The sequence below is a fragment of the Lysinibacillus telephonicus genome, from assembly GCF_039654155.1.
GTDB lineage: Bacteria > Bacillota > Bacilli > Bacillales_A > Planococcaceae > Ureibacillus > Ureibacillus telephonicus.
On the sequence record NZ_CP155468.1, the window covers coordinates 1,792,084 to 1,811,637 of the forward strand.

19 protein-coding genes are annotated in these 19,554 nt (G+C 33.0%); 10 read left to right on the forward strand and 9 right to left on the reverse strand.

Annotated elements, in window-relative coordinates:
• Positions 1-175: 175 nt before the first annotated feature.
• Positions 176-1,003: a squalene/phytoene synthase family protein gene (locus MKY04_RS08445; RefSeq protein WP_126294508.1), complete on the reverse strand. Its 828-nt coding sequence runs from the start codon at positions 1,001-1,003 to the stop codon at positions 176-178.
• Positions 1,004-1,282: 279 nt separating this feature from the next.
• Here MKY04_RS08445 and MKY04_RS08450 point away from each other — a divergent pair, with 279 nt between their 5' ends.
• Positions 1,283-2,341: a 3'-5' exonuclease gene (locus MKY04_RS08450; protein ID WP_346235626.1), complete on the forward strand. Its 1,059-nt coding sequence runs from the start codon at positions 1,283-1,285 to the stop codon at positions 2,339-2,341.
• A gap of 133 nt (positions 2,342-2,474) precedes the next feature.
• The gene (gene coaW, locus MKY04_RS08455) at positions 2,475-3,329 is read left to right on the forward strand and encodes a type II pantothenate kinase (RefSeq protein WP_346235627.1); all 855 of its coding nucleotides are present in this window, start codon (positions 2,475-2,477) and stop codon (positions 3,327-3,329) included.
• A 52-nt stretch (positions 3,330-3,381) separates the two neighbouring features.
• On the opposite strand, the gene MKY04_RS08460 is transcribed toward coaW, so the two are convergent.
• A complete protein-coding gene (locus tag MKY04_RS08460) occupies positions 3,382-3,774 on the reverse strand; it encodes a ribonuclease HI family protein (protein ID WP_346235628.1) in 393 nt (130 codons plus the stop codon).
• A gap of 167 nt (positions 3,775-3,941) precedes the next feature.
• On the opposite strand from MKY04_RS08460, the gene MKY04_RS08465 reads away from it, so the two are divergent.
• Positions 3,942-4,133: a zinc-finger domain-containing protein gene (locus MKY04_RS08465; protein ID WP_346235629.1), complete on the forward strand. Its 192-nt coding sequence runs from the start codon at positions 3,942-3,944 to the stop codon at positions 4,131-4,133.
• A 318-nt stretch (positions 4,134-4,451) separates the two neighbouring features.
• On the opposite strand, the gene MKY04_RS08470 is transcribed toward MKY04_RS08465, so the two are convergent.
• Positions 4,452-5,435, reverse strand: a complete 984-nt coding sequence (locus tag MKY04_RS08470) for an SEC-C metal-binding domain-containing protein (RefSeq protein ID WP_346235630.1) — start codon at positions 5,433-5,435, stop codon at positions 4,452-4,454.
• 432 nt (positions 5,436-5,867) lie between these two features.
• Positions 5,868-6,761, reverse strand: coding sequence for a DMT family transporter (locus MKY04_RS08475; RefSeq protein ID WP_346235631.1), 894 nt, complete (start codon positions 6,759-6,761; stop codon positions 5,868-5,870).
• Between the two features lie 135 nt (positions 6,762-6,896).
• Here MKY04_RS08475 and MKY04_RS08480 point away from each other — a divergent pair, with 135 nt between their 5' ends.
• Both MKY04_RS08480 and MKY04_RS08485 read left to right on the forward strand, forming a co-directional pair.
• Positions 6,897-7,778: a LysR family transcriptional regulator gene (locus MKY04_RS08480; protein ID WP_346235632.1), complete on the forward strand. Its 882-nt coding sequence runs from the start codon at positions 6,897-6,899 to the stop codon at positions 7,776-7,778.
• 37 nt (positions 7,779-7,815) lie between these two features.
• Positions 7,816-8,496 carry a phosphopantothenoylcysteine decarboxylase gene (locus tag MKY04_RS08485; RefSeq protein WP_346235633.1) on the forward strand — a complete coding sequence of 227 codons (681 nt, stop codon included), beginning with the start codon at positions 7,816-7,818 and terminating at the stop codon, positions 8,494-8,496.
• Between the two features lie 130 nt (positions 8,497-8,626).
• On the opposite strand, the gene MKY04_RS08490 is transcribed toward MKY04_RS08485, so the two are convergent.
• The 4 genes from MKY04_RS08490 to MKY04_RS08505 form a co-directional block, all read right to left on the reverse strand.
• Positions 8,627-9,289, reverse strand: coding sequence for a hypothetical protein (locus MKY04_RS08490; RefSeq protein ID WP_346235634.1), 663 nt, complete (start codon positions 9,287-9,289; stop codon positions 8,627-8,629).
• Positions 9,290-9,566: 277 nt separating this feature from the next.
• Positions 9,567-10,694 (reverse strand): Ger(x)C family spore germination protein, encoded by a 1,128-nt coding sequence (locus MKY04_RS08495; RefSeq protein WP_126294496.1) that lies wholly within the window; start codon positions 10,692-10,694, stop codon positions 9,567-9,569.
• The gene (locus MKY04_RS08500) at positions 10,669-11,784 is read right to left on the reverse strand and encodes a GerAB/ArcD/ProY family transporter (protein WP_346235635.1); all 1,116 of its coding nucleotides are present in this window, start codon (positions 11,782-11,784) and stop codon (positions 10,669-10,671) included. Before MKY04_RS08500 ends, MKY04_RS08495 begins: the two co-directional genes overlap by 26 nt.
• Positions 11,781-13,124, reverse strand: coding sequence for a spore germination protein (locus MKY04_RS08505; RefSeq protein WP_346235636.1), 1,344 nt, complete (start codon positions 13,122-13,124; stop codon positions 11,781-11,783). The genes MKY04_RS08500 and MKY04_RS08505 overlap by 4 nt, the downstream gene beginning before the upstream one ends.
• Positions 13,125-13,592: 468 nt before the next feature.
• On the opposite strand from MKY04_RS08505, the gene MKY04_RS08510 reads away from it, so the two are divergent.
• The 4 genes from MKY04_RS08510 (at position 13,593) to MKY04_RS08525 (ending at position 17,299) form a co-directional block, all read left to right on the forward strand.
• Positions 13,593-14,588: a zinc-dependent alcohol dehydrogenase family protein gene (locus MKY04_RS08510; RefSeq protein WP_346235637.1), complete on the forward strand. Its 996-nt coding sequence runs from the start codon at positions 13,593-13,595 to the stop codon at positions 14,586-14,588.
• Between the two features lie 197 nt (positions 14,589-14,785).
• Complete coding sequence (locus MKY04_RS08515) at positions 14,786-15,307, forward strand: YbaK/EbsC family protein (protein ID WP_346235638.1); 522 nt, start codon at positions 14,786-14,788, stop codon at positions 15,305-15,307.
• Between the two features lie 18 nt (positions 15,308-15,325).
• Positions 15,326-16,093: a VOC family protein gene (locus MKY04_RS08520; RefSeq protein WP_346235639.1), complete on the forward strand. Its 768-nt coding sequence runs from the start codon at positions 15,326-15,328 to the stop codon at positions 16,091-16,093.
• 57 nt (positions 16,094-16,150) lie between these two features.
• Complete coding sequence (locus MKY04_RS08525; protein ID WP_346235640.1) at positions 16,151-17,299, forward strand: PstS family phosphate ABC transporter substrate-binding protein; 1,149 nt, start codon at positions 16,151-16,153, stop codon at positions 17,297-17,299.
• Between the two features lie 135 nt (positions 17,300-17,434).
• Here MKY04_RS08525 and MKY04_RS08530 read toward each other — a convergent pair whose 3' ends face one another.
• Positions 17,435-17,635 carry a cold-shock protein gene (locus tag MKY04_RS08530; RefSeq protein ID WP_126294489.1) on the reverse strand — a complete coding sequence of 67 codons (201 nt, stop codon included), beginning with the start codon at positions 17,633-17,635 and terminating at the stop codon, positions 17,435-17,437.
• A gap of 183 nt (positions 17,636-17,818) precedes the next feature.
• On the opposite strand from MKY04_RS08530, the gene MKY04_RS08535 reads away from it, so the two are divergent.
• On the forward strand, positions 17,819-19,492 hold the full coding sequence (locus tag MKY04_RS08535; RefSeq protein ID WP_126294488.1) for a formate--tetrahydrofolate ligase: 1,674 nt from the start codon (positions 17,819-17,821) through the stop codon (positions 19,490-19,492).
• Positions 19,493-19,554 lie beyond the last annotated feature (62 nt).

Genomic DNA, 19,554 nt, shown 5'->3' on the forward strand with positions numbered 1-19,554 from the left:
GCAATATTTCAGTTGATGGCCCTTCAGAGTTCAATCTTCTGCACTCATCGGGTTAACCCTCCTAGTCATTGGATTTGAAGTGAAATCTTTAATAGTATTGTTCAATTATTAATTATTATACGCATTAATGCGATTTGGAATATAAAGGAAATTTCAAGGAATTTGAGCTGTTGTATTAATCGGCTTGAATTTCTTCAACTGTTTGTTCTACTTCTGCACGCGTCATCTTTTCTTTACCTTGTTTTAATGCATCCAACGTTTTATGTGCTAATGCAAGTGGTAAACGGCAGAATAATGTAATAGAACGTTTATTAATATCTTTCATATAACGGTCTGCTTTATCTAAATTTTCTTCAGCGTATTTAAATAAATCAGCTTTTGTCCAACCATCAGGAACAAAACTTACACCACGTTCTTCCATATCCTCCTGTTGATTCCGAAGAATATTTACAATTTGCAACCCTCGACCATAGCCAATTGCCAATTCCCGATCGGTTTTAATTCCTGCATTCCATTCCCAAAGCTCTGACAACATTACGCCAACAAGTCCTGCAACATAGTATGTATAATCATCTAGATCTTCTTTCGTATGGACTTGGAAATTGTCTCTAGCCCATTTTCCCATACCTTCAGCCATTTCGCTTGTTGCATTTTTAACAATATTCTCCGCTCCATTAGGGATAAGACGAATCCAATCTCCTAAACGTATCGTAACTTCCGGCATGTATTGTTTTATAGGTTCAAGTATATCTAAATATTTCTGTTCATTAAAAGCAGGCTCTTTTAATAGTGAACTTACCTCTGTTAAAATTGCGAATTTAATGTCATTCGTTACTTCTGGATTTTCATTATCCTCTATTTCATCAATCGCTCTCATCATTAAATAAGCAGTAGCAACAGCTGTTTTTAAATCTTTTTGCAAAAAGGTAATGGGTATATAAAAAGTACGGCTAGTTGCTTTTAAAACCCGCATTGCATCCTTTAGGAGTTCTTTGTCATTCATTCAGATGTTTCCTCCGTTCATTACATACATCAGTTATTATCGTACATTAATTTTCAAGAAAATAAAAATAGAAACTTTAATATTTTTACTTAAATACCGTATTTATTTTGTTAAGCATTGCAAATACGAAAAGAAACCAGTTATAAGATTTATTTTCTCTTTTTCACAATGATAAACTATTTTCATAACATATTCGTGTAAAATACCTTTATATTCGCTACAATGTAGAATAGTAGACTGAACAGGTCAGCCTGTTTTTTAGTTAAAGGTGGAATGAGAGTGCGCAAGTACACTTACATATTTCTTGATATTGAAGCGGCATTAATCCATGGAAAACAACATATTATCGAAATTGGTGCTATTAAGTTGTTGCCTAATGGAACAAGGGAGAGTTTCTCAAAACTTATTCAACCGAATAAATTCAAAAAGTTAAATTCACATATACAAAAATTAACTGGAATTAAAACGGAAGAACTCATAACAGCTGCGTCGTTTAAAGAAGTAATGAAAAAGTTTATGGATTGGTGCAGCGAGGATACAATCTTTGTTGCATTTGGTGAATTTGATCGAAAGGTTTTAGAGGAAGAGTTAATTCGTAATAATCTGGATGTAAGCTTTATTTATCCAATAATTGATTTTCAACAGAAGTATATGATTGCAAATCAATTAAAGGATCAACCTAGTCTTAGTAGTCTATTGAATGCTTATCAAATTGAAGTTAAAACACAGCACAGAGCGCTAGCTGATGCTTTTAGTTTGTATAAAATTTTTGAAGCGGCAAATGGAGCACAAATAATTGAAAATCAAAAAACAAATAAGTTTGGCATTATTATAAGTGATTTACGTCAAATGGACGATTTCTTTAATTTAAGCATTTCATTTATTTCGGGGAATGTTTCTTCTACGGAAATCGAAATAACATCGATTAAAAATTTAAACAAACATTTACATTATGACATTATTGAACAACAACGTGAAACAGAAGAAGGGGAAAAAGAAATCATTCAGCGGACACAAATTTATCCAGATCATGATGTTCAACTGTTTTTGGAAAATATTATTCAAAACTTGAAAAATAAAGTGCTGATTACTCGTTCCGGTTTAAAACAATTATCTCGAATTATTCGCCTTCATCATTGTGTAATACCTAAAACTGAAGTTATGACATTACATAACATATTGCAAAATGAGGACCTTCTAAATGAGTTTACTTTAATTGATGAATTTAATGAATTCGATGAAAATAGGATTCATCTTTTATTAAAGAAAAATGAAAATTTGATTATAGATGAATTTAAAAAACGAGATCTTTTAATAAGAGAAAAAATACTTATTTAATGAAATAGAACTAAAGAATTACGTTTTATTGGTCAATTACTCATTGTTTATATTAATATAGTTAAGTAAAAATAATTGCACTATTATTTTAAGAAAGTTAAAGTTTAGAGGGAGAAAATAAAGGAGAACATTTATGCAAAAAGTTATAGGAATTGATGCAGGGGGAACTTTAACAAAATTAGCTTATGTAAATGAGCAAAATGAGCTGGAATTTAAAATCTTTCCTTCAAATGATTTTTCTCAGGTAAAAAATTGGTTAGAAAATCACCCGCATATAGAAGAAATTGGGCTAACAGGCGGTCGTACACAACAATTGCTTGAAGTCTTAAATACAATGAAATCCATCCAATATTTAGTTGAATTTGAAGCAACATTAAAGGGTGTTCAGTATTTATTAAAAAAAGATGGTTATGAAATCGAAAATAGCATTATTACAAATATAGGGACTGGAACTTCCATTCACTATATGGAAGGGCAAAGTCATACACGAGTTGGTGGTACCGGCATTGGTGGTGGTACATTAACTGGACTTTCAACCATTATTACTGGTGTTTCAGACTTTGATGAGATTACTTCTAAAGCTGCTCTTGGAAGCCGTGAATTAATCGATTTGTTTGTAAAAGATATTTTCCAAGGGATAGAAATACCAATTGAACTTGAAGGGCACCTAACAGCAAGTAACTTTGGAAAAGTAAGCATTTTGAAAGATGCAAAACATGAAGTAAATGACTTGCTTGCAACTGTTCAAGCTTTAGTAGGTGAAGTGATTACAACATTAAGCATTCAGTTTGCAGAAGTGAAAAAAGCGGAACATATAATATATATTGGCTCAACGCTAATAAATAATGAGCATTTGAAACAAGTCATTGCAAATTATACAATTTTGAAAAAGCATAAACCAATTTTCTTAAAAAATTCTGGTTTTACAGGAGCAATCGGAGCATTATTAAATAAACTTGAAAAGTCTAAAATTACAATTACTTATTAAAACACAGAGGGCATTTAAAGCATCAAGCATGCTTAGATGCCTTCTCTTATATTTATTTTGCCCCTTTTAAAATCGCTTCTCTTGCAAGTGCATCTGCAGCTTTATTTTCATTGTCTGGAATCCACTTGATAAAAAATAAATCAAATTGTTTCATTAACTGGATAACTTGTTCTAAATATGGTTTATATTGTTCGTTTTTAACGTACGCTTTTTCAACTGATGCAACAACTATTTTTGAATCAGAACGAACTGAAACAAAAGTTGTCCCTAATTTCTTAGCTTCCTCAAGTCCACGCAATAGGGCAGTAAACTCTGCAACGTGATTATTTGTTTCACCTATGTATTCACTAATTTTTAATAAATGACCCTCACCCTTAATGAAAATTCCAATGCCACTCGGTCCAGGGTTTCCTGCACTGGCACCATCAATGTATACTTCTAGCATAAATATCCCTTCTTTTTTGAAATAATTAAATTGTTTTTTAAGCATATTATAACTTATTGCATCGTAAATAAAAAATTGCTATAACAACATTTACTTAGGTAATACGCTTTGACAAAAGAAAAACGGTAATAGTAAAATAGGAAAACGTTGTTTAAAGGGGGAGTATTGTGAATAAAAATACTGTAATTAAAGATATAGATGAATTAACTGACACTTATTGCAATGACTGTCCTATAAAAAGTGATTTACGTAATAAACGCGGAAAATCAGGTGCTCACCGTTTTTGCATTGAACAATGTTCTGTCGGAGAACAGCTTCAGTTTTTAGGAAAAGAGTTATTAAAAATCTACGAAAAATAGTTATATTCCTTATTTTAACTATCAAATTTTTGATAAAAACTGTTGAATTTTTAATAAAAAATTGATATTATAGTTATGTACTATTAGTGCTCATCAAATGTATCCTCTTCATATGAAGAAACAAGATAGAGCTTAATTGAATGATATCCGATGAGGATTAATATACAAAATGGTTGGTTAGCCATAGAAAGAGCAGCTCTCTTAAATAGAGGGCTGCTTTTAATGTTTATACAAAAAAGAACCCGCCTATAAGCGGATTCTCTTGATATCAAATATTTATCATTTAGAATGATAGTTCGCTTCACGCCATTAACATTTTTATACTAAAACATTATCGTATTCTAATAGTTCTTGGTAATATTTATTTAAAGAGCTAGAAGAAACACCGAAGCTTTCAGCAATTTCCTTAATCGTAAATGAATGATTTTGCAATAAATTGCGTTCTTGAGCAAAACGAATTGCACCTGCTGCTATTGCTGAAGCTTTTCTCGCCTTTGGTTTTTTCTCTACTAGATAATCTTCTAAAATTTCGACTAGGCGATCAGCTTCGATATTTTTATCTAGTAAAAATTGTTTCGTCTGTTCAATTACATCAATTTCAAATGAAGAATATTCTTCTCCGTTATAACCTGTTTCAACTAATTTTACCCAGAAATTAAAATGATTGTTTTGTAAGAATTGATCTACTTCAACTTTATCATCATATTCCATAGCAAATGCATCAAATGCTTGCTTATATTGATTTGGTAAGAATATTAAAGTAGAAACTGCCAAATAATGATTGTTCTCGCCTGAACCATCTGGCAGTAGAAATGCGAATACTTGCATACCTTCAGGAATTGGTTTATTTGATTCACGTCGAATATAGAGTTCTGATTTTGTAATTGTGCAAGAAGCTTTAAAATATTGATTTTCTAATGCTTCAACTTGTCCGATAAACATTTTTGGAGATTCCCATTGTTGCATTAGTTCTTTTAAAGCAGGTCGAATAATTTTTTTTGATACTTTTTTTAAATATCCTGTCCAAATATCACGTCGTTGGTGGAAAAAAAAGTCGTCCAACGCAACTGCCTCGATTAACTCACGTTGTAAATTTTGCTCTAGACTTGGTTTCCATTGTTGAACTAATTCAAAATAATCTTTTATATCTTTTCTTTCTGGGTAGCTATTATAAAAAGTTTGAAGAACATGTTCAATTTCCTCTAAAAATACTTTTTTAATTGTCGGCTGTTGAGCTCCTTCACAGCATTTTTTATATTTTTTGCCACTACCACATGGGCATGGTTCATTGCGTCCTACCATTTGCAACACTCCCTTTTACGAATTCTAGTTTGATTGTTCTACTATTAAACCCCATCCATAATAATAACGGCTTTACAACGAGTTGAAAAATGATAGTCTATTATAAACTATTTGAAAAATCGGACAGATATATATATTTATATGTAAAAGAATCTAAAAATAGAATTAAAAAACAGTTTAATAGAAAAATCTACAAAACTGTCGATAACTTATATTTTGAATTTGTGGTGAATGGCATTCGCTTCACTAAGGTGGTCCGCGTACTGAAATTGTTGGCCACGAAGTTTTGTTTAAACTATCCACAGGAGTAGTATACGGAGCTTTAATGCTTCGTTCCTTTCAAATTAGTGCTAGCTTTTCCCCAAGAAGTTTTCGTACCATTCATAAATTGATAAAAATTTTATTTACTATTAAGTATACATATATAATTTATTAAACTGTTTTTTCTGTTTGTGGTTTTTTATGGATGAATTGGAAACTATTAAATTGTTCAAATTGTGCAATAATGTTCCCGCCAAAAATAAATAATCCACCGATAATAAGTTTAATTGTAATGTTTTCATCCAAGAAGATTACAGCAAAAATAGAAGCGAAAATAGGTTCTAGTGAAAAAATAAGTCCAGTTAAAGTGGCTGAAGTATATTGCTGAGCTACAGTTTGGCCGATAAAACCAAATGCACTGCAAAGAATTCCTAACCCAAGGACTGCAATCCATCCCGAAGATTCTGTCGGTAGTTTTGGCGCTTCGAACAATAAACAAAAAATCCCGCTTATAATTGCTGCAAATCCCATTTGGTATATACCAAATGCAAGCGAGTCAACAGATCTTGTAAATTTTCCGTTTAGTACGATATAAATGGAATAAGCAACAGCTGTGAGTAAACAATAAACATCACCAATTTGAAAAATGAACGCACTGTTTAACGTTAAAATACTAATACCAATCATTGTACAAATAATCGCGATACTAACAGTACGGGACGGCAATTTCTTCTCGATGCAGCTAGTAATAATCGGCACTAATACGACAGTTAAACTAACTAGAAAACCTGCATTTGAAGCAGGTGTTGTTTTAACACCAAACATAGGAAATCCGATGGCAAATACAAGAAAAAATCCTTGAATGGCAGCATAGATTATTGTTTTTTTATCAATATGCATCAGTTTTTTATAAAAAATTAATCCTGCTATAATAAAAGCGATAAAACTCCGAAGCGCAACGGTATTAAATACCTCTAACGTCTCCAGCCCTATAACCATGAATGTATAAGACAGCCCCCAAAACATTGTGACAACAACCATTAACATATTTGCTTTTAGTTGCATTTTCTTTTTCTCTCCCATTTCTATCTTTATTGGTACAAAATAATATATAATGTAATGAAAGATTAGTGAAACGAATGTTTATAATGAATATCATTAAAAATTTTCATGTTAAATGGATGTGGATGCTACTTGAGTTTGGTTAAGTATGAAATTTTTAGTAAAGTTGCGGAATTAGGGAACTTTACGAAAGCAGGAGAAGTGTTAGGTTTAACGCAGTCCGCAATTAGTCATGCGATTTCAAGCTTAGAAAAGGATTTTGGTTTTGCTTTAGTTCATCGAAGTAAAAATGGAGTAAAACTAACATCAGAAGGGCAGACGATGCTTTCTTCAATGAGGCTTGTTATTCAGGCTGAAGAAAAATTAAAACAAGAAGCATCAAATATTTTGGGAGTAACGAAAGGGAAAGTTCGAATCGGAACTTTCTCAAGTATTTCATCTAAATGGATGCCGAATATAATTCGAATACTAGATCAAAATTACCCTGGAATTAAAATTGAATTACATGAAGGGGATTACTATGAAATTGAACAATGGCTTAGTGATGGAGATATTGATTGTGGATTTTTGAATCGGTCACATTCAAAGCAATTTCGATTTTTACCGTTGATTCGTGATGAGCTGCTTTGTATTGCTTCATCCCAAAGTACGTTATATCACAAAGATACGATTGATATAAAAGAAGTTGAAGCAGAGCCTTTTATTTTAACATCCTATAATGGAACAAATGATGTCTTGGCGATATTTTACCGCTATGACGTAAAACCAAATATTCGTTTTGAATTATTTGATGAAAAGGGCGTAATTTCGATGGTTGAGCATCAATTAGGAATTACGATTTTGCCTCAACTAGTCTTTGATCAGCTTCCATACAATGTTCGTGCAATACCAATACAACAAGAAAGCTTTCGTACAATTGGACTCGCATCAAAATATCAACTATCTCCTGCAACTGAGAAATTTATAGAGGTTTTACAGAGTTGGCTTTCAACTAATGAAAATGTTACTAAAGTCGAGTAAACTACTAATAGGATAATACAAGCATAAAGGTGATAATGTGAAAACTTTAAGTGGAAAAAAGATATTAATAACTAGCGGTGGAACACTAGAAAAATGGGATCGTGTGCGCGGGCATACAAATTTATCAAAAGGAACGATGGGATGTTTTTTAGCAGAAGCAGCACTTGCAGCAGGAGCCGAAGTTATTTATTTACATGGTTTTTTTGCTAAACTTCCAGAAAACGCGCATTTAATGACAACAATTATGTTTGAGGGAATAGAAGATTTAGGGAGCAAAATAAAGTCAATTGTCAAAGAGGAAGCAATTGATTTTATCATCATGGCGGCAGCCGGGTCAGATTGGATTATTGACAAAGTATATGATCAATCAGGAAATTTGATGGAAGAGAAAGGGAAAATGCCATCTGATGAGCCTCCGATTATTCATTTTAAAAAAGCGCCTAAAATATTAGGACAAATTAAAGAATGGACACCGAGTTCGACATTAATTGGATTTAAACTAGAGGCAACGGACGATTTTGATTATTTAATTAGCCGTGCAAAGCTTCGAATGGAAAGCTCGAATGCGCAGTACATGGTAGCAAACAGCTCAAATTCATTATATGGTGCAGATGAGCCTCATTTTATTATTGCAGCAAATGGGGAAGTAATCCGAGTTGAAGGAAAAGAAAACACAGCACAAAAGTTAATGGAACTATTAATGTTAAATGTCGATTAAAAATAATAGAATTTTTTGATATCCTATTTTTTGCTGATCTAATTTATACAATTAGTTCAGCTTTTTTTTAGATTAAAGATTCATTTTTGATTATTTCTTAGTCTTTTGAAGATAATTGAAATCTATCACTTTAAGTGTTTGGCTTTTTTGAATTTCTAATTTGAAACCGCTTTGTCAACAGTAATGAAAGGACTAGTAGAAATTCTAATACATTCATTATTGGGAAGTTACTAATCCAGATGGCTAATACACTGCCTAAAGTCATAATGATTGTTCCGATTAATAACCAAGGGAAATGAAAGTTTTTAATTAGAATGATGCCTATAATAACGAGAACTAGCGTGACCAAGATAACCATGACAGGACTAGCCGGTTCTATACTTTCATAGGTTAATACGCCATTTTCTCTTTTGGCTTTTAGTTTTAGAACAATTACTGAAGAAAAGAGTTCGTAAAGAATTAACCCGAGTGTTAAGAAACTAAAGGTAATTTTCCAAAATTTCTTCTTGGCCCAGGTTAACCCTAGTGTAAAACAAATACTCCATGCGAAAAGGATGAGTAAAGGGGTGAAGAGAGCATGTAACCAGAAACGTGCATAACTTAACCCTTCGAGTAATTTCCCCTCGCCAATAGATCTTCCTAGAGCAATAATTAAATTATCATAAACAAGTCCGACAATAACGAGCAAAAACAAGTTGGTAGCATTCAAGATGTTCTTTTTTGAAAGGATAAGTCCAAATATGAAAAGCGAAATATATCCAAAGGATAGAAGGAAGTAGAGAAAAGTATTCATGGAATCACTCCTTCTCCTATTGTTTCCGTTTTTCAATCAATAAAAACTTATAAAGATAAAAAACTAATCATAATATAATGGATTCAAACTCGTTCAAAATTCTTTAGGTGGACATGTAAGAGTAATAAAATTCGGATGGCTTTTGTTTTAATGGGCAATTAATTTAATAAATGTTTGTTCCAAAACAAAGTAAAAAACGAAGCACAATTTGCTTAAAAGAATAGGTTGTCCCAATTTGTGACCTGATTTTTTTTAGAAAGTGAACTTTCCCCTATAATTATTGAATTGCCCCTGTACTCTTTAATTTCGGATGAATTATTATTTTTATTTCCGCATTTTTGTACGCTTCTTTCCATTCCTCGCTACTCATACGTTTGTTATGCAATGTACGTGATTTATAATCAATACCAAAACCTATAGGATCAATCCCAACACTGGTCATTTCAGAAAAAAATTCGGTAAGTTTCTCTTTTGCGACTTTTTCAAGTAATTTGTTATAGTACGATAAATTTTTCATTTTTAATGGATGTTTAGATTCTGCAATATATCCGGTTAAACGTACTTCTATTTCAAGTGCAATATTATTGTTGTTTTTTACAATCACTTTATGTTTTGAATTCATAGAATCAATTTTTGCAATAAAAGCTTCTCCTTCTCCGTCTTCTTCTTTTATAATAAGATCAGCAACCTGTATATTCATTGATAGAATATTAAAAATTCCTGTATAAAGCGTGGGGAGTTCGTGTGGTTCTTTCTTATCCACTAATACTAGAGATTTATTTATTTTGAAGTGTGATGTATTCTTTTCAATAATCGGCAATATCGGATCGATTCCTTCTTCCACCATTCTTCTCCTGAAATCAAATAAATAAGTTGTTACAATGTATTGACTTTCGTTTCCAATATCATCAAAGTAGTTGAATAAAGCAGGGTAAGCTGCATTTTCACCTTGAGGCACCATTTTGATTATTTCTTCTGCGGAAGGTCTCCCAGCTGCAATCCAAGATATCATTTGAATATCCGGTCTTCTTAATAAAAAATCCATTACTTCAGATGCTTTATGTTCCTTTAAAAGATCCTCTCCGATTACGATTAGCTTCGCGTGTCCAAATTCTAATTCTTTGTCTGAATAAGTTTCTAATATGCGAATTGCCTCGGATAAAGTCTCCCCAGATTTAGTGATATAAGTATATTGAGGTTCCGGAGACTGTTTAAAAGAACTAGTCGGTACATATAATTTCAAAGTTATTTTGTATGGTTTATCTTCTTCATCAGACTTATCTATGCCAATCATTGAAACAAATACATCTTTATCGATATCCATAAATTCACAACCTGTAAGCAGGGTAATTAAGGGCACTATTACTAGAATGAATAATTTAGTTTTGCTTTTCTTGCTTGGCATATTTCATTCTCCTTTTTATAAAGATAAAAAGTATAATCAATAGTGGGAAAAAAAGTATTAACGTATCATAAAAAAAGTTTGAATAACGGAGTAATTGATATTCATTAAGTTTACCAATTAAAAGTAAAGATGCACCAATGAAAAAAGGGATTGGGATATACTTGCCTATTTTAAAGCCTTTAAATTTAATTTTTTCTAAATTGAAAACAAACTTTAAAAATTCAAACGAGACATGCCAGTGAATCAAGATACTTAAGAAGGCTATGCCCAAATAGAGCAATAAAAAAACAAACAGAAGTCGTTCAATCATGAAAAATTCCATCCTTAACGAGTCACTTGTTGAAATCCATGGATAAACGAGATCATCAATGTTTTCAAATCCGTTAAAGCCTATAGGAATAAAATAAGTAGTAAATAAAGTCAAGGTTGATATAAAACCAATTAATGATATATGTTTCCAATTGAAATTTTGTTTCTTTGTGAAGAATCGGTTGAAAATAAAAAGATTTACTACCCCTAGAAATAAGAAAAAACATGAAGAGAATGAATTTACATTAGGGAATTGATTTACATATAGTGCGGCTTCCTTCACAAAGTCCCATTCTAAACTATCGCTAGTATAAGCTTTGAAAAAAATATATAAAATCAATGGAAAAGAAATTAGCAATATTAATTCAATAGTATATAAAACACGTTCGGTTCTCATTAGACACCCAAAGATGACAGATAATATAATTGTTAAGCTAATTTGAAAAAGTGGCATCTCAGGCGTAAGAAATCGTATAAGGAGAAAACTAAAAGTTGCCAATGTAATTAATCCTGCTACAAACCACATTAATGCTAAAAAGAATATAAATGGATTGTAAAACCATTTGGAAGTGGTTTTCTTTAGTAAATCAGGTAATGTTATGCCAGGGAAAGCGATAAAAAAACGTGTATAAATTGTTATAAGAATGGTTCCTGCAACTACCGCTAGTATCATGGCGGAAACGGATCCATTTTTATGGTTGTGTAAGAGGATCGCCGGGACTGAAGCGATAACATTCGCCACCATATTTATTAATATTAAGTAGTAATAATATCGGCTCAAGTTTTTTCCTCCGTAGTCTTCCTGTTTTTCGATAAAGTATATATCTTCAGATAAGTTTCCCCAAAACTATCTAAATTAACTAAATACATTATCAATACAAAGAAACCTAATACTAAACCGGCCAAACCAAATACACTTGTGATGATTATTAATAATAATCGAACTACTCTTATAGAAAACGCCATTTCATTTACTGGAATAACAAAAGTTGAAATGGCTACTGCTGAAACAATAATGACCATAATATTGGAAGCAAGGGAAGCTTCAGTAACGGCTGTTCCCAGGATTAGACCTCCTACCGTAGTCGCAGTGGCACTAACTGCTTTTGGAAGTCGAATACTCGCCTCTAGTAATAATTCCATAAAAAAAAGCATAAAGAGAACTTCGATAAAAGAAGAGAAAGGTACGCCTACTCGACTTCCAGCCACAGTCAAAGCTAGTTCAGTTCTAAATAATTCGGGAGTAAATGAAGTAACTCCGACATACAAAGCAGGAAGAAGAAGGCTGAGAAATAATCCTGCATACCGAAGAATCTTAAGAAAAAGTGAAATAAATAATGTATGATAATTATCCTCCATCGTTGTCATGAAATCGAAGAATACCACTGGCGTAGCGACTGCTTGTGGGTTTCCGTCGACCAAAAGAATAACTTTACCACCAGCTAAATTGTAGATAATTCGGTCAGGTCGTTCAGTCATAATCATTTGAGGAAATAATGAAAAATGTTTGTCGTTTATAAGATTACTCAACTGAGTGGTGGAAGTAATAAGTTGTTTATCTACGTTTTGAAGTCTTTGTTGAATAACATCTAATACATCATTATTAACTTTCTCTTTATCATAAATAACGGCAACTTTATGTTGATTTACTTCTCCTTTTACGAAATATTCAACGGATAAAGAGGCTTGGTGATAATTAGAACGGATAACGTTGATGTTAGTCATGAGATTATCACTTAATGCTAATTGAGAACCATGGATCGTGGTTTCTACAGATGTTGAATTGACTTCATCGTTTTTTGATAATCTAAAGTCAAGTAAATAGAATTCGTTTTGAATTACAACAAAAATGTTGCCACTCATTATTTCAAGCTGAACTTGTTCTTTTGACTGGATCTCTTGAAACTGTGGCAGAGCTTGCAAATATAAAGTGAATTGTTCTTCGGACGACATATCAAAAAAAGGTTTAATAATTAAATTTTGAAGCTTCTCTAAATCAGTAAGAGATTTAATATAGAATAACAAGATGTGCTTATTTTCATATTCTAAGTTTTTTTGAATTAATTCTTTTGTATCTTTAAACTGTTCATTTATCCAATTAATGGTTTCCAATGACGACATATTGAATTCCCCAATCACTAATAAGAGTATTACTTATATTATCCAATAATTATGTGACAATTCATTGCCATGGTAACTTATTGACAAACCTCTGTTATGTTGTATTTTTAACGATAATAATTTAATCAATACTTAATGAATGTATAAGGAAATTTACCTCATGTCATAAATTTTGCTGGAGACATTTGGTTTTGCCGTAGTTTGAAAATAATGGAGAAGAAGGAAGTAGTCTTTAGGAAGATACAAAATGTGCTGGGTGCGTATTATGATGGATAAGGCCTAATTATAGAGGGGACACCATACCTTATGATGGCAAAATTGAAAATAACAAGGGAAAAAGAAATCGAACTGCTTGTGAACTTTCCTTTTAAAATCAGAACCATTGCAGCTTAATAATTCTAAGATTCATAATATTTCTAAATTATATATAACTAGTATAAAATTATAATAGAGGAGTGTGATGAATAAATGAAGGCACAAGTTATTAAAAAGTTTGGAGATTCATCAGTTTTTGAAATTGCAGAAGTTTCTAAGCCTGAAGTTATTCCAGGGCATGTTATTATTCAAGTAAAAGCAACAAGTGTAAATCCAATTGATATAAAAGTTCGTAGTGGTTTCGTCACGGCAGTCTCACCAGAGTTTCCGGCAGTGCTCCATGGAGATGTAGCAGGAATTGTTACAGAGGTCGGAGAAGGGGTAACAGAATTTAAAGTTGGTGATGAAGTCTATGGTTGCGCGGGAGGTTTTAAAGGAACAGGTGGTGCCCTTGCAGAGTATATGCTTGTTGATGTCCAGCTTCTAGCACGAAAACCAAACAACTTAACGATGGAGCAAGCAGCAGCGCTTCCTTTAGTAACAATTACAGCATGGGAATCACTTTATAATCGAGCAAATGTTCAAAAGGGACAAACGGTACTTGTTCACGCAGCGACAGGCGGGGTAGGGCATATTGCCATTCAGTTAGCAAAACTTGCTGGTGCGAAAGTATTTACAACGGCTTCTTCTACAAATAAGTTAACCATTGGAAAGCGTTTAGGTGCAGATATTGCTATTAATTATCGGGAGCAGTCAGTAGAGGATTATGTACAGGAATTTACAGATGGAAAAGGGTTCGATATCGTATTTGATACAGTCGGTGGAGAGAACCTAGACCGCTCTTTCCAAGCGGCAGCCATTAATGGAACAGTATTAGCAATCGCAGCACGCTCAACGCATGATTTGTCACCACTCCATTCTAAGTCATTATCCCTACACGTAACGTTTATGCTATTAAAAGTAATTAATAAGAATCAAAGACAGGATCACGGAAAAATATTAAGAGAAGTAACGAAGCTTGTAGAGGAAGGGAAACTTCATCCATTAATCGATGAAAAAACATTTACCTTTGACCAAGTAAGTGAGGCACATACTTATTTGGAATCTAACAAGGCAATTGGAAAAGTCGTGTTAATTAATGAGTGGTAATGAGTAGGAAACGTACTTCTTTATAAGTAGAGTAGAGTGTATTATTTTTACATCTCTACTCTCTTTTTGTTTTGTCTAGAAAGAAACTTTTACGTTAGATATAATATCTGTCTTTTTCATTTAAAAAGTTCTGAATTTTCCAGTATAATAAAACGAAATTAAGTTTTTAAAGTTGGAAAAAGAAAGGATTTGTTTTTATGTCATTCCAAAGTGTTCGTGAACATTTCAAAAAATTCAATCGAGAACAAGATATTTTAGAATATGATCAAATTAGTGCCACAGTGGAACAAGCTGCAAATGCATTAAATGTTATTCCAGCAAAAATTGCGAAAACCTTATCATTTAAAAATAAAGAGGGGGATGCATTTTTAGTAGTAACTGCTGGAGATGCAAAAATTGATAATAAAAAATTTCGCGAGCAATTTGAAATAAAAGCAAAAATGTTAAATGCCGATGAAGTAGTCGAACAAACTGGACATGTTGTAGGCGGAGTTTGTCCATTTGGCCTTGCTAAAGATTTAAACGTATATTTAGACATTTCGTTGAAACGTTTTGCAACAGTATTTCCTGCTTGTGGAAGCGTTAATTCTGCAATTGAACTTACTTGTGAAGAATTAGAGCAATATTCTGCAGCAGTTCAATGGGTAGACGTTGGTAAAGACTGGGATGAAAACCTAACTGAACCAAATTCGTCTAAAGATAATGTAGCAGCAAACTAACAAATAGGAGGAATTCTGATGTATTTATTGGACCATATAGTTCATTTCGTGGATAAACCGGAACAACTAGTAGAAGAAACGAAAAAAATTGGCCTTTATACAGTTAATGGTGGAAAACATGGAATGTGGGGTACGTACAATTCATTAAGTTATTTTGGTTTATCATATATTGAATTTATCGGAATTTTTGATGATGAGCTGTTCGAGAAATCTGCCCTTGAACCGTTTACACTTCATGAATCATATAAAAAGCGAAATCGTAAAAATGGATTTACTCGGATTGCCTTAAGAACAACGTCAATTGAAGCGGATGCACAAAAACTTAAAGATGCTGGCCTTGTTGTTCACGGGCCAGAAACATTTTCACGTACTCGTCCGGATGGATCAGTATTAAAATGGAAATTACTTCATTTTGGAAATGAAAACCAGGAAATCGAATTCCCATTTTTAATTCAATGGGAGGGTAGTGATTCCGACCGTTATGATGAATTGGTTAAGAAAGAAACAATCGGAGAGCACCCTTTAGGAAATTTGAAAATTGAAGAAGTATCATATGTTGTTGAAAACTTAAAAAGTGTAAAAGAGTGGGCTGAACTTTTTAATTTTGATTTGGACATAAATGAAACATACATAAAACTTAAAGCACCAAATTGTGTCATTGGGTTTTATAAAAATACAAATGATAAAAATTCGAATATTAATCAAATTACCGAAGTTATCATTTCGGGAGCAAAAGAGCAAAAAGAAATCGAACTTGAAGGAGCTTCCTATAAATTTAAACGATGATGATTCTTAGTTGAATAATTTCACTTTAATCTCTTTACATATAGGAGGGGGATTTCAATGTTCGATAAAATAATGGCATCTATTTTTATATTTCTTGCTATTGGTTTTGTAACAATAGTACTATTATTTAGCTTTTTACTTACAGGAAAACTCTATTATACTGGTTTAATAGTTGCACTGGCTATTATTCTATTTTTATTTATTGAATTTCAATTGTATGGTTTTTTCAAAACAAAGAAAAGAAAAGTAACTTTTGCTTGTATTTCAATTGCTGCAATTGCTATTACTGCAATTTCACCTATAAAACATGCTTATATTGATAGAATACCAACAGTAGGCGCTGAGGTAGATATTTACCAATACATGCCATTTTCAGAGAATAATAATGTAGCAGTATTAGATGAAGAAGCGTCATTAAAGCTTACAGACGATCAACCTAAAATTGATGGTGCAACAGCACTTTACCCGCTGTATTCAGCAATAGTGCAAGCCACATATCCAAAAAAAGAGTATAATCCTTATGATAGCGAAGTGATGGTGAATACTACACCAGAAGCATATATGAATTTATTAAATGGAAAAGTAGATATGATTTTTGCAGCAGCTCCTTCTGTTTCACAGCAAAATCGAGCAAAACAAAAAGGACTTGAATTAAAACTAACTCCTATAGGACGAGAAGCATTTGTGTTTTTCGTTAATCAAAAAAATAGCATTAACGGGTTGACGATTGATCAAATTAAGAAAATTTATTCTGGAGAAGTGAAAAATTGGCAGGATGTAGGAGGAGATGATGATTCGATTCGTGCATTTCAACGCCCGGAAGATAGTGGGTCCCAAACAGCGCTACAAAAATTAATGGAAGATACTCCGATTATGGAAGCACCTACGGAAGATATTGCTTCCGGAATGGGGGGTATTATTAGTGAGGTAGCACAATATAAAAATTATAAAAATGCAATTGGCTATACATTTCGATTCTATTCAAATGAAATGGTAAAAAATGACCAAATTAAATTGTTGGAAATAAACGGTGTTGAGCCTTCGAAGGAAACGATTCGTAATGGAACGTATCCAATTACTTCTGAATTTTATATTGTCACGGCAGGTACAACGAATCCCCATGTTGAGAAGCTAATTGAATGGATATTATCACCTGAAGGACAACAGCTTATTGAGCGAGCTGGCTATGTCCCGATAGTAGAATAGAACTTATTAATACCTTAAAAGGTCTTTTACTGGAAGGCTCTTTTAAGGTTTTTGATTATTAAACCGTAACCTATAACCTATATAGCAAAAATGGATATAAAAAAACCAGCCTTAAAAATGACTGGTGCCTGTTATCTATAGTTTGACTACATTTGAAGCTTGAGGACCACGATTTCCTTCCACAATGTCGAATGAAACTGGTTGTCCCTCTTCTAAAGTTCGGAATCCTTCTTCTTTAATGCCTGTAAAGTGAACGAAAACGTCTTCACCATTGTTGCATTCAATAAAACCATAACCTTTTTCATTATTGAACCATTTAACTTTTCCTTGGTGCATTGAGGCGTTCTCCTCCCAAATTAGAAATGGCATCTTTAGAATATTTGAACAATTACGAATAAACTATACCTTATTATTATAGTAGTGTCAACATTTTGACATTTTTCGTTTACAACAAAACGTTTTTGAGGAACATTTTAAGCTTATAATAATATTGATACCAAATGAAAGTAGGCTACAATAATGACTTTTACGAAACCACTGACTGATTTGGAAATAGCAACAAAAGCAAAATTAAAACCAATTACTGATATTGCAGATTCCGCTAAAATACCTTTTGAAGCATTAGAACAGTATGGAAAATATAAAGCGAAAATAGATGCAACTAAAATTATCGGAAAACCAACAGGAAAAGTAGTACTCGTTACAGCAACAAGTCCAACACCCGCTGGAGAAGGTAAATCAACTGTTACAGTGGGGCTTGCAGATGCTTTAAATCAACTTAAACAGAAAGTAATGGTTGCTTTACGTGAACCTTCCTTAGGCCCAGTAATGGGAATAAAAGGAGGGGCAACTGGTGGCGGCTATGCCCAGGTTGTACCGATGGAAGATATTAATTTACACTTCACTGGAGATCTTCATGCGATTACGACAGCTAATAATGCTCTAGCAGCTTTAATCGATAACCACATATATCAAGGAAATGAGCTGAAAGTTGACCCGAGACGAATTATTTGGAAGCGCGTGTTGGATATAAATGACCGAGCACTTCGTAAAGTGGTTTTAGGTCTAGGCGGACCTGTCCAGGGAGTACCTCGCGAAGATGGATTTGATATTACAGTGGCATCCGAAATTATGGCTGTATTTTGTTTAGCGACGAGCTTAGAAAATTTAAAAGAACGACTTGCAAATATTGTTATTGGATATACATATTCCAAGGAACCAGTATTTGTTCGAGATTTAGGAGTTGAGGGTGCTTTAACAGTACTTTTAAAAGATGCTTTTAAGCCAAATCTAGTTCAAACAATTGAAGGAACACCAGCACTTGTTCATGGCGGCCCTTTTGCAAATATTGCCCACGGCTGTAACTCGATAATAGCAACTCAAACTGCAAGAAAACTAGCAGATATTGTTGTAACAGAAGCTGGATTTGGTGCAGATTTAGGCGCTGAAAAATTTATGAATATAAAGGCTCGTCAAGGCAGCTTTGCTCCTAGTGCAGTTGTTGTTGTAACAACAATTCGTGCTCTTAAAATGCATGGAGGAGTAGAAAAATCAGCTTTATCAACTGAAAATGTGGTGGCGTTAAAAAAAGGAATTCCAAACTTAGAAAAACACCTCGATACCATCCGCAACTTTGGAATTGAGCCAATCGTTGCATTAAACCGTTTTATTACCGATACTGAACAAGAAATTGATGTAATTTTAAATTGGGCAAAAGATAATAATATTCGAATTGCAAGAACAAATGTATGGGAAGAAGGCGGCAAGGGCGGACTTGAATTAGCAAGACAAGTTTTAGAAGTACTAGAACAGCCTCAACAATTTACATCATTATATGAAGTATCAAATACGATTGAACAAAAAATTACTACAATTGTCCAAAAGGTGTATGGTGGAGAAGGAGTGCAATTTACGGAGCAGGCGAAAAAACAGATTGCTCAAATTAAGAAATTTGGTTGGGATGTGCTGCCAATTTGTATGGCAAAAACACAGTATTCACTATCTGATCAGCCGCATTTGCTAGGACGTCCAGAAGGATTCACTATTACTGTAAGAGAAATAATTCCAAAACTGGGGGCTGGCTTCCTTGTTTGTTTAACTGGAGAAATTATGACAATGCCTGGTCTTCCAAAAGAACCTGCTGCACTCGCAATGGATATAAATAAGAATGGGGAAACGATCGGGTTATTCTAAAAACTGAACAATTTTTTAAAGAGGATAGTATGCTCAGCATAACTCCTCTTTTTTTATATTTA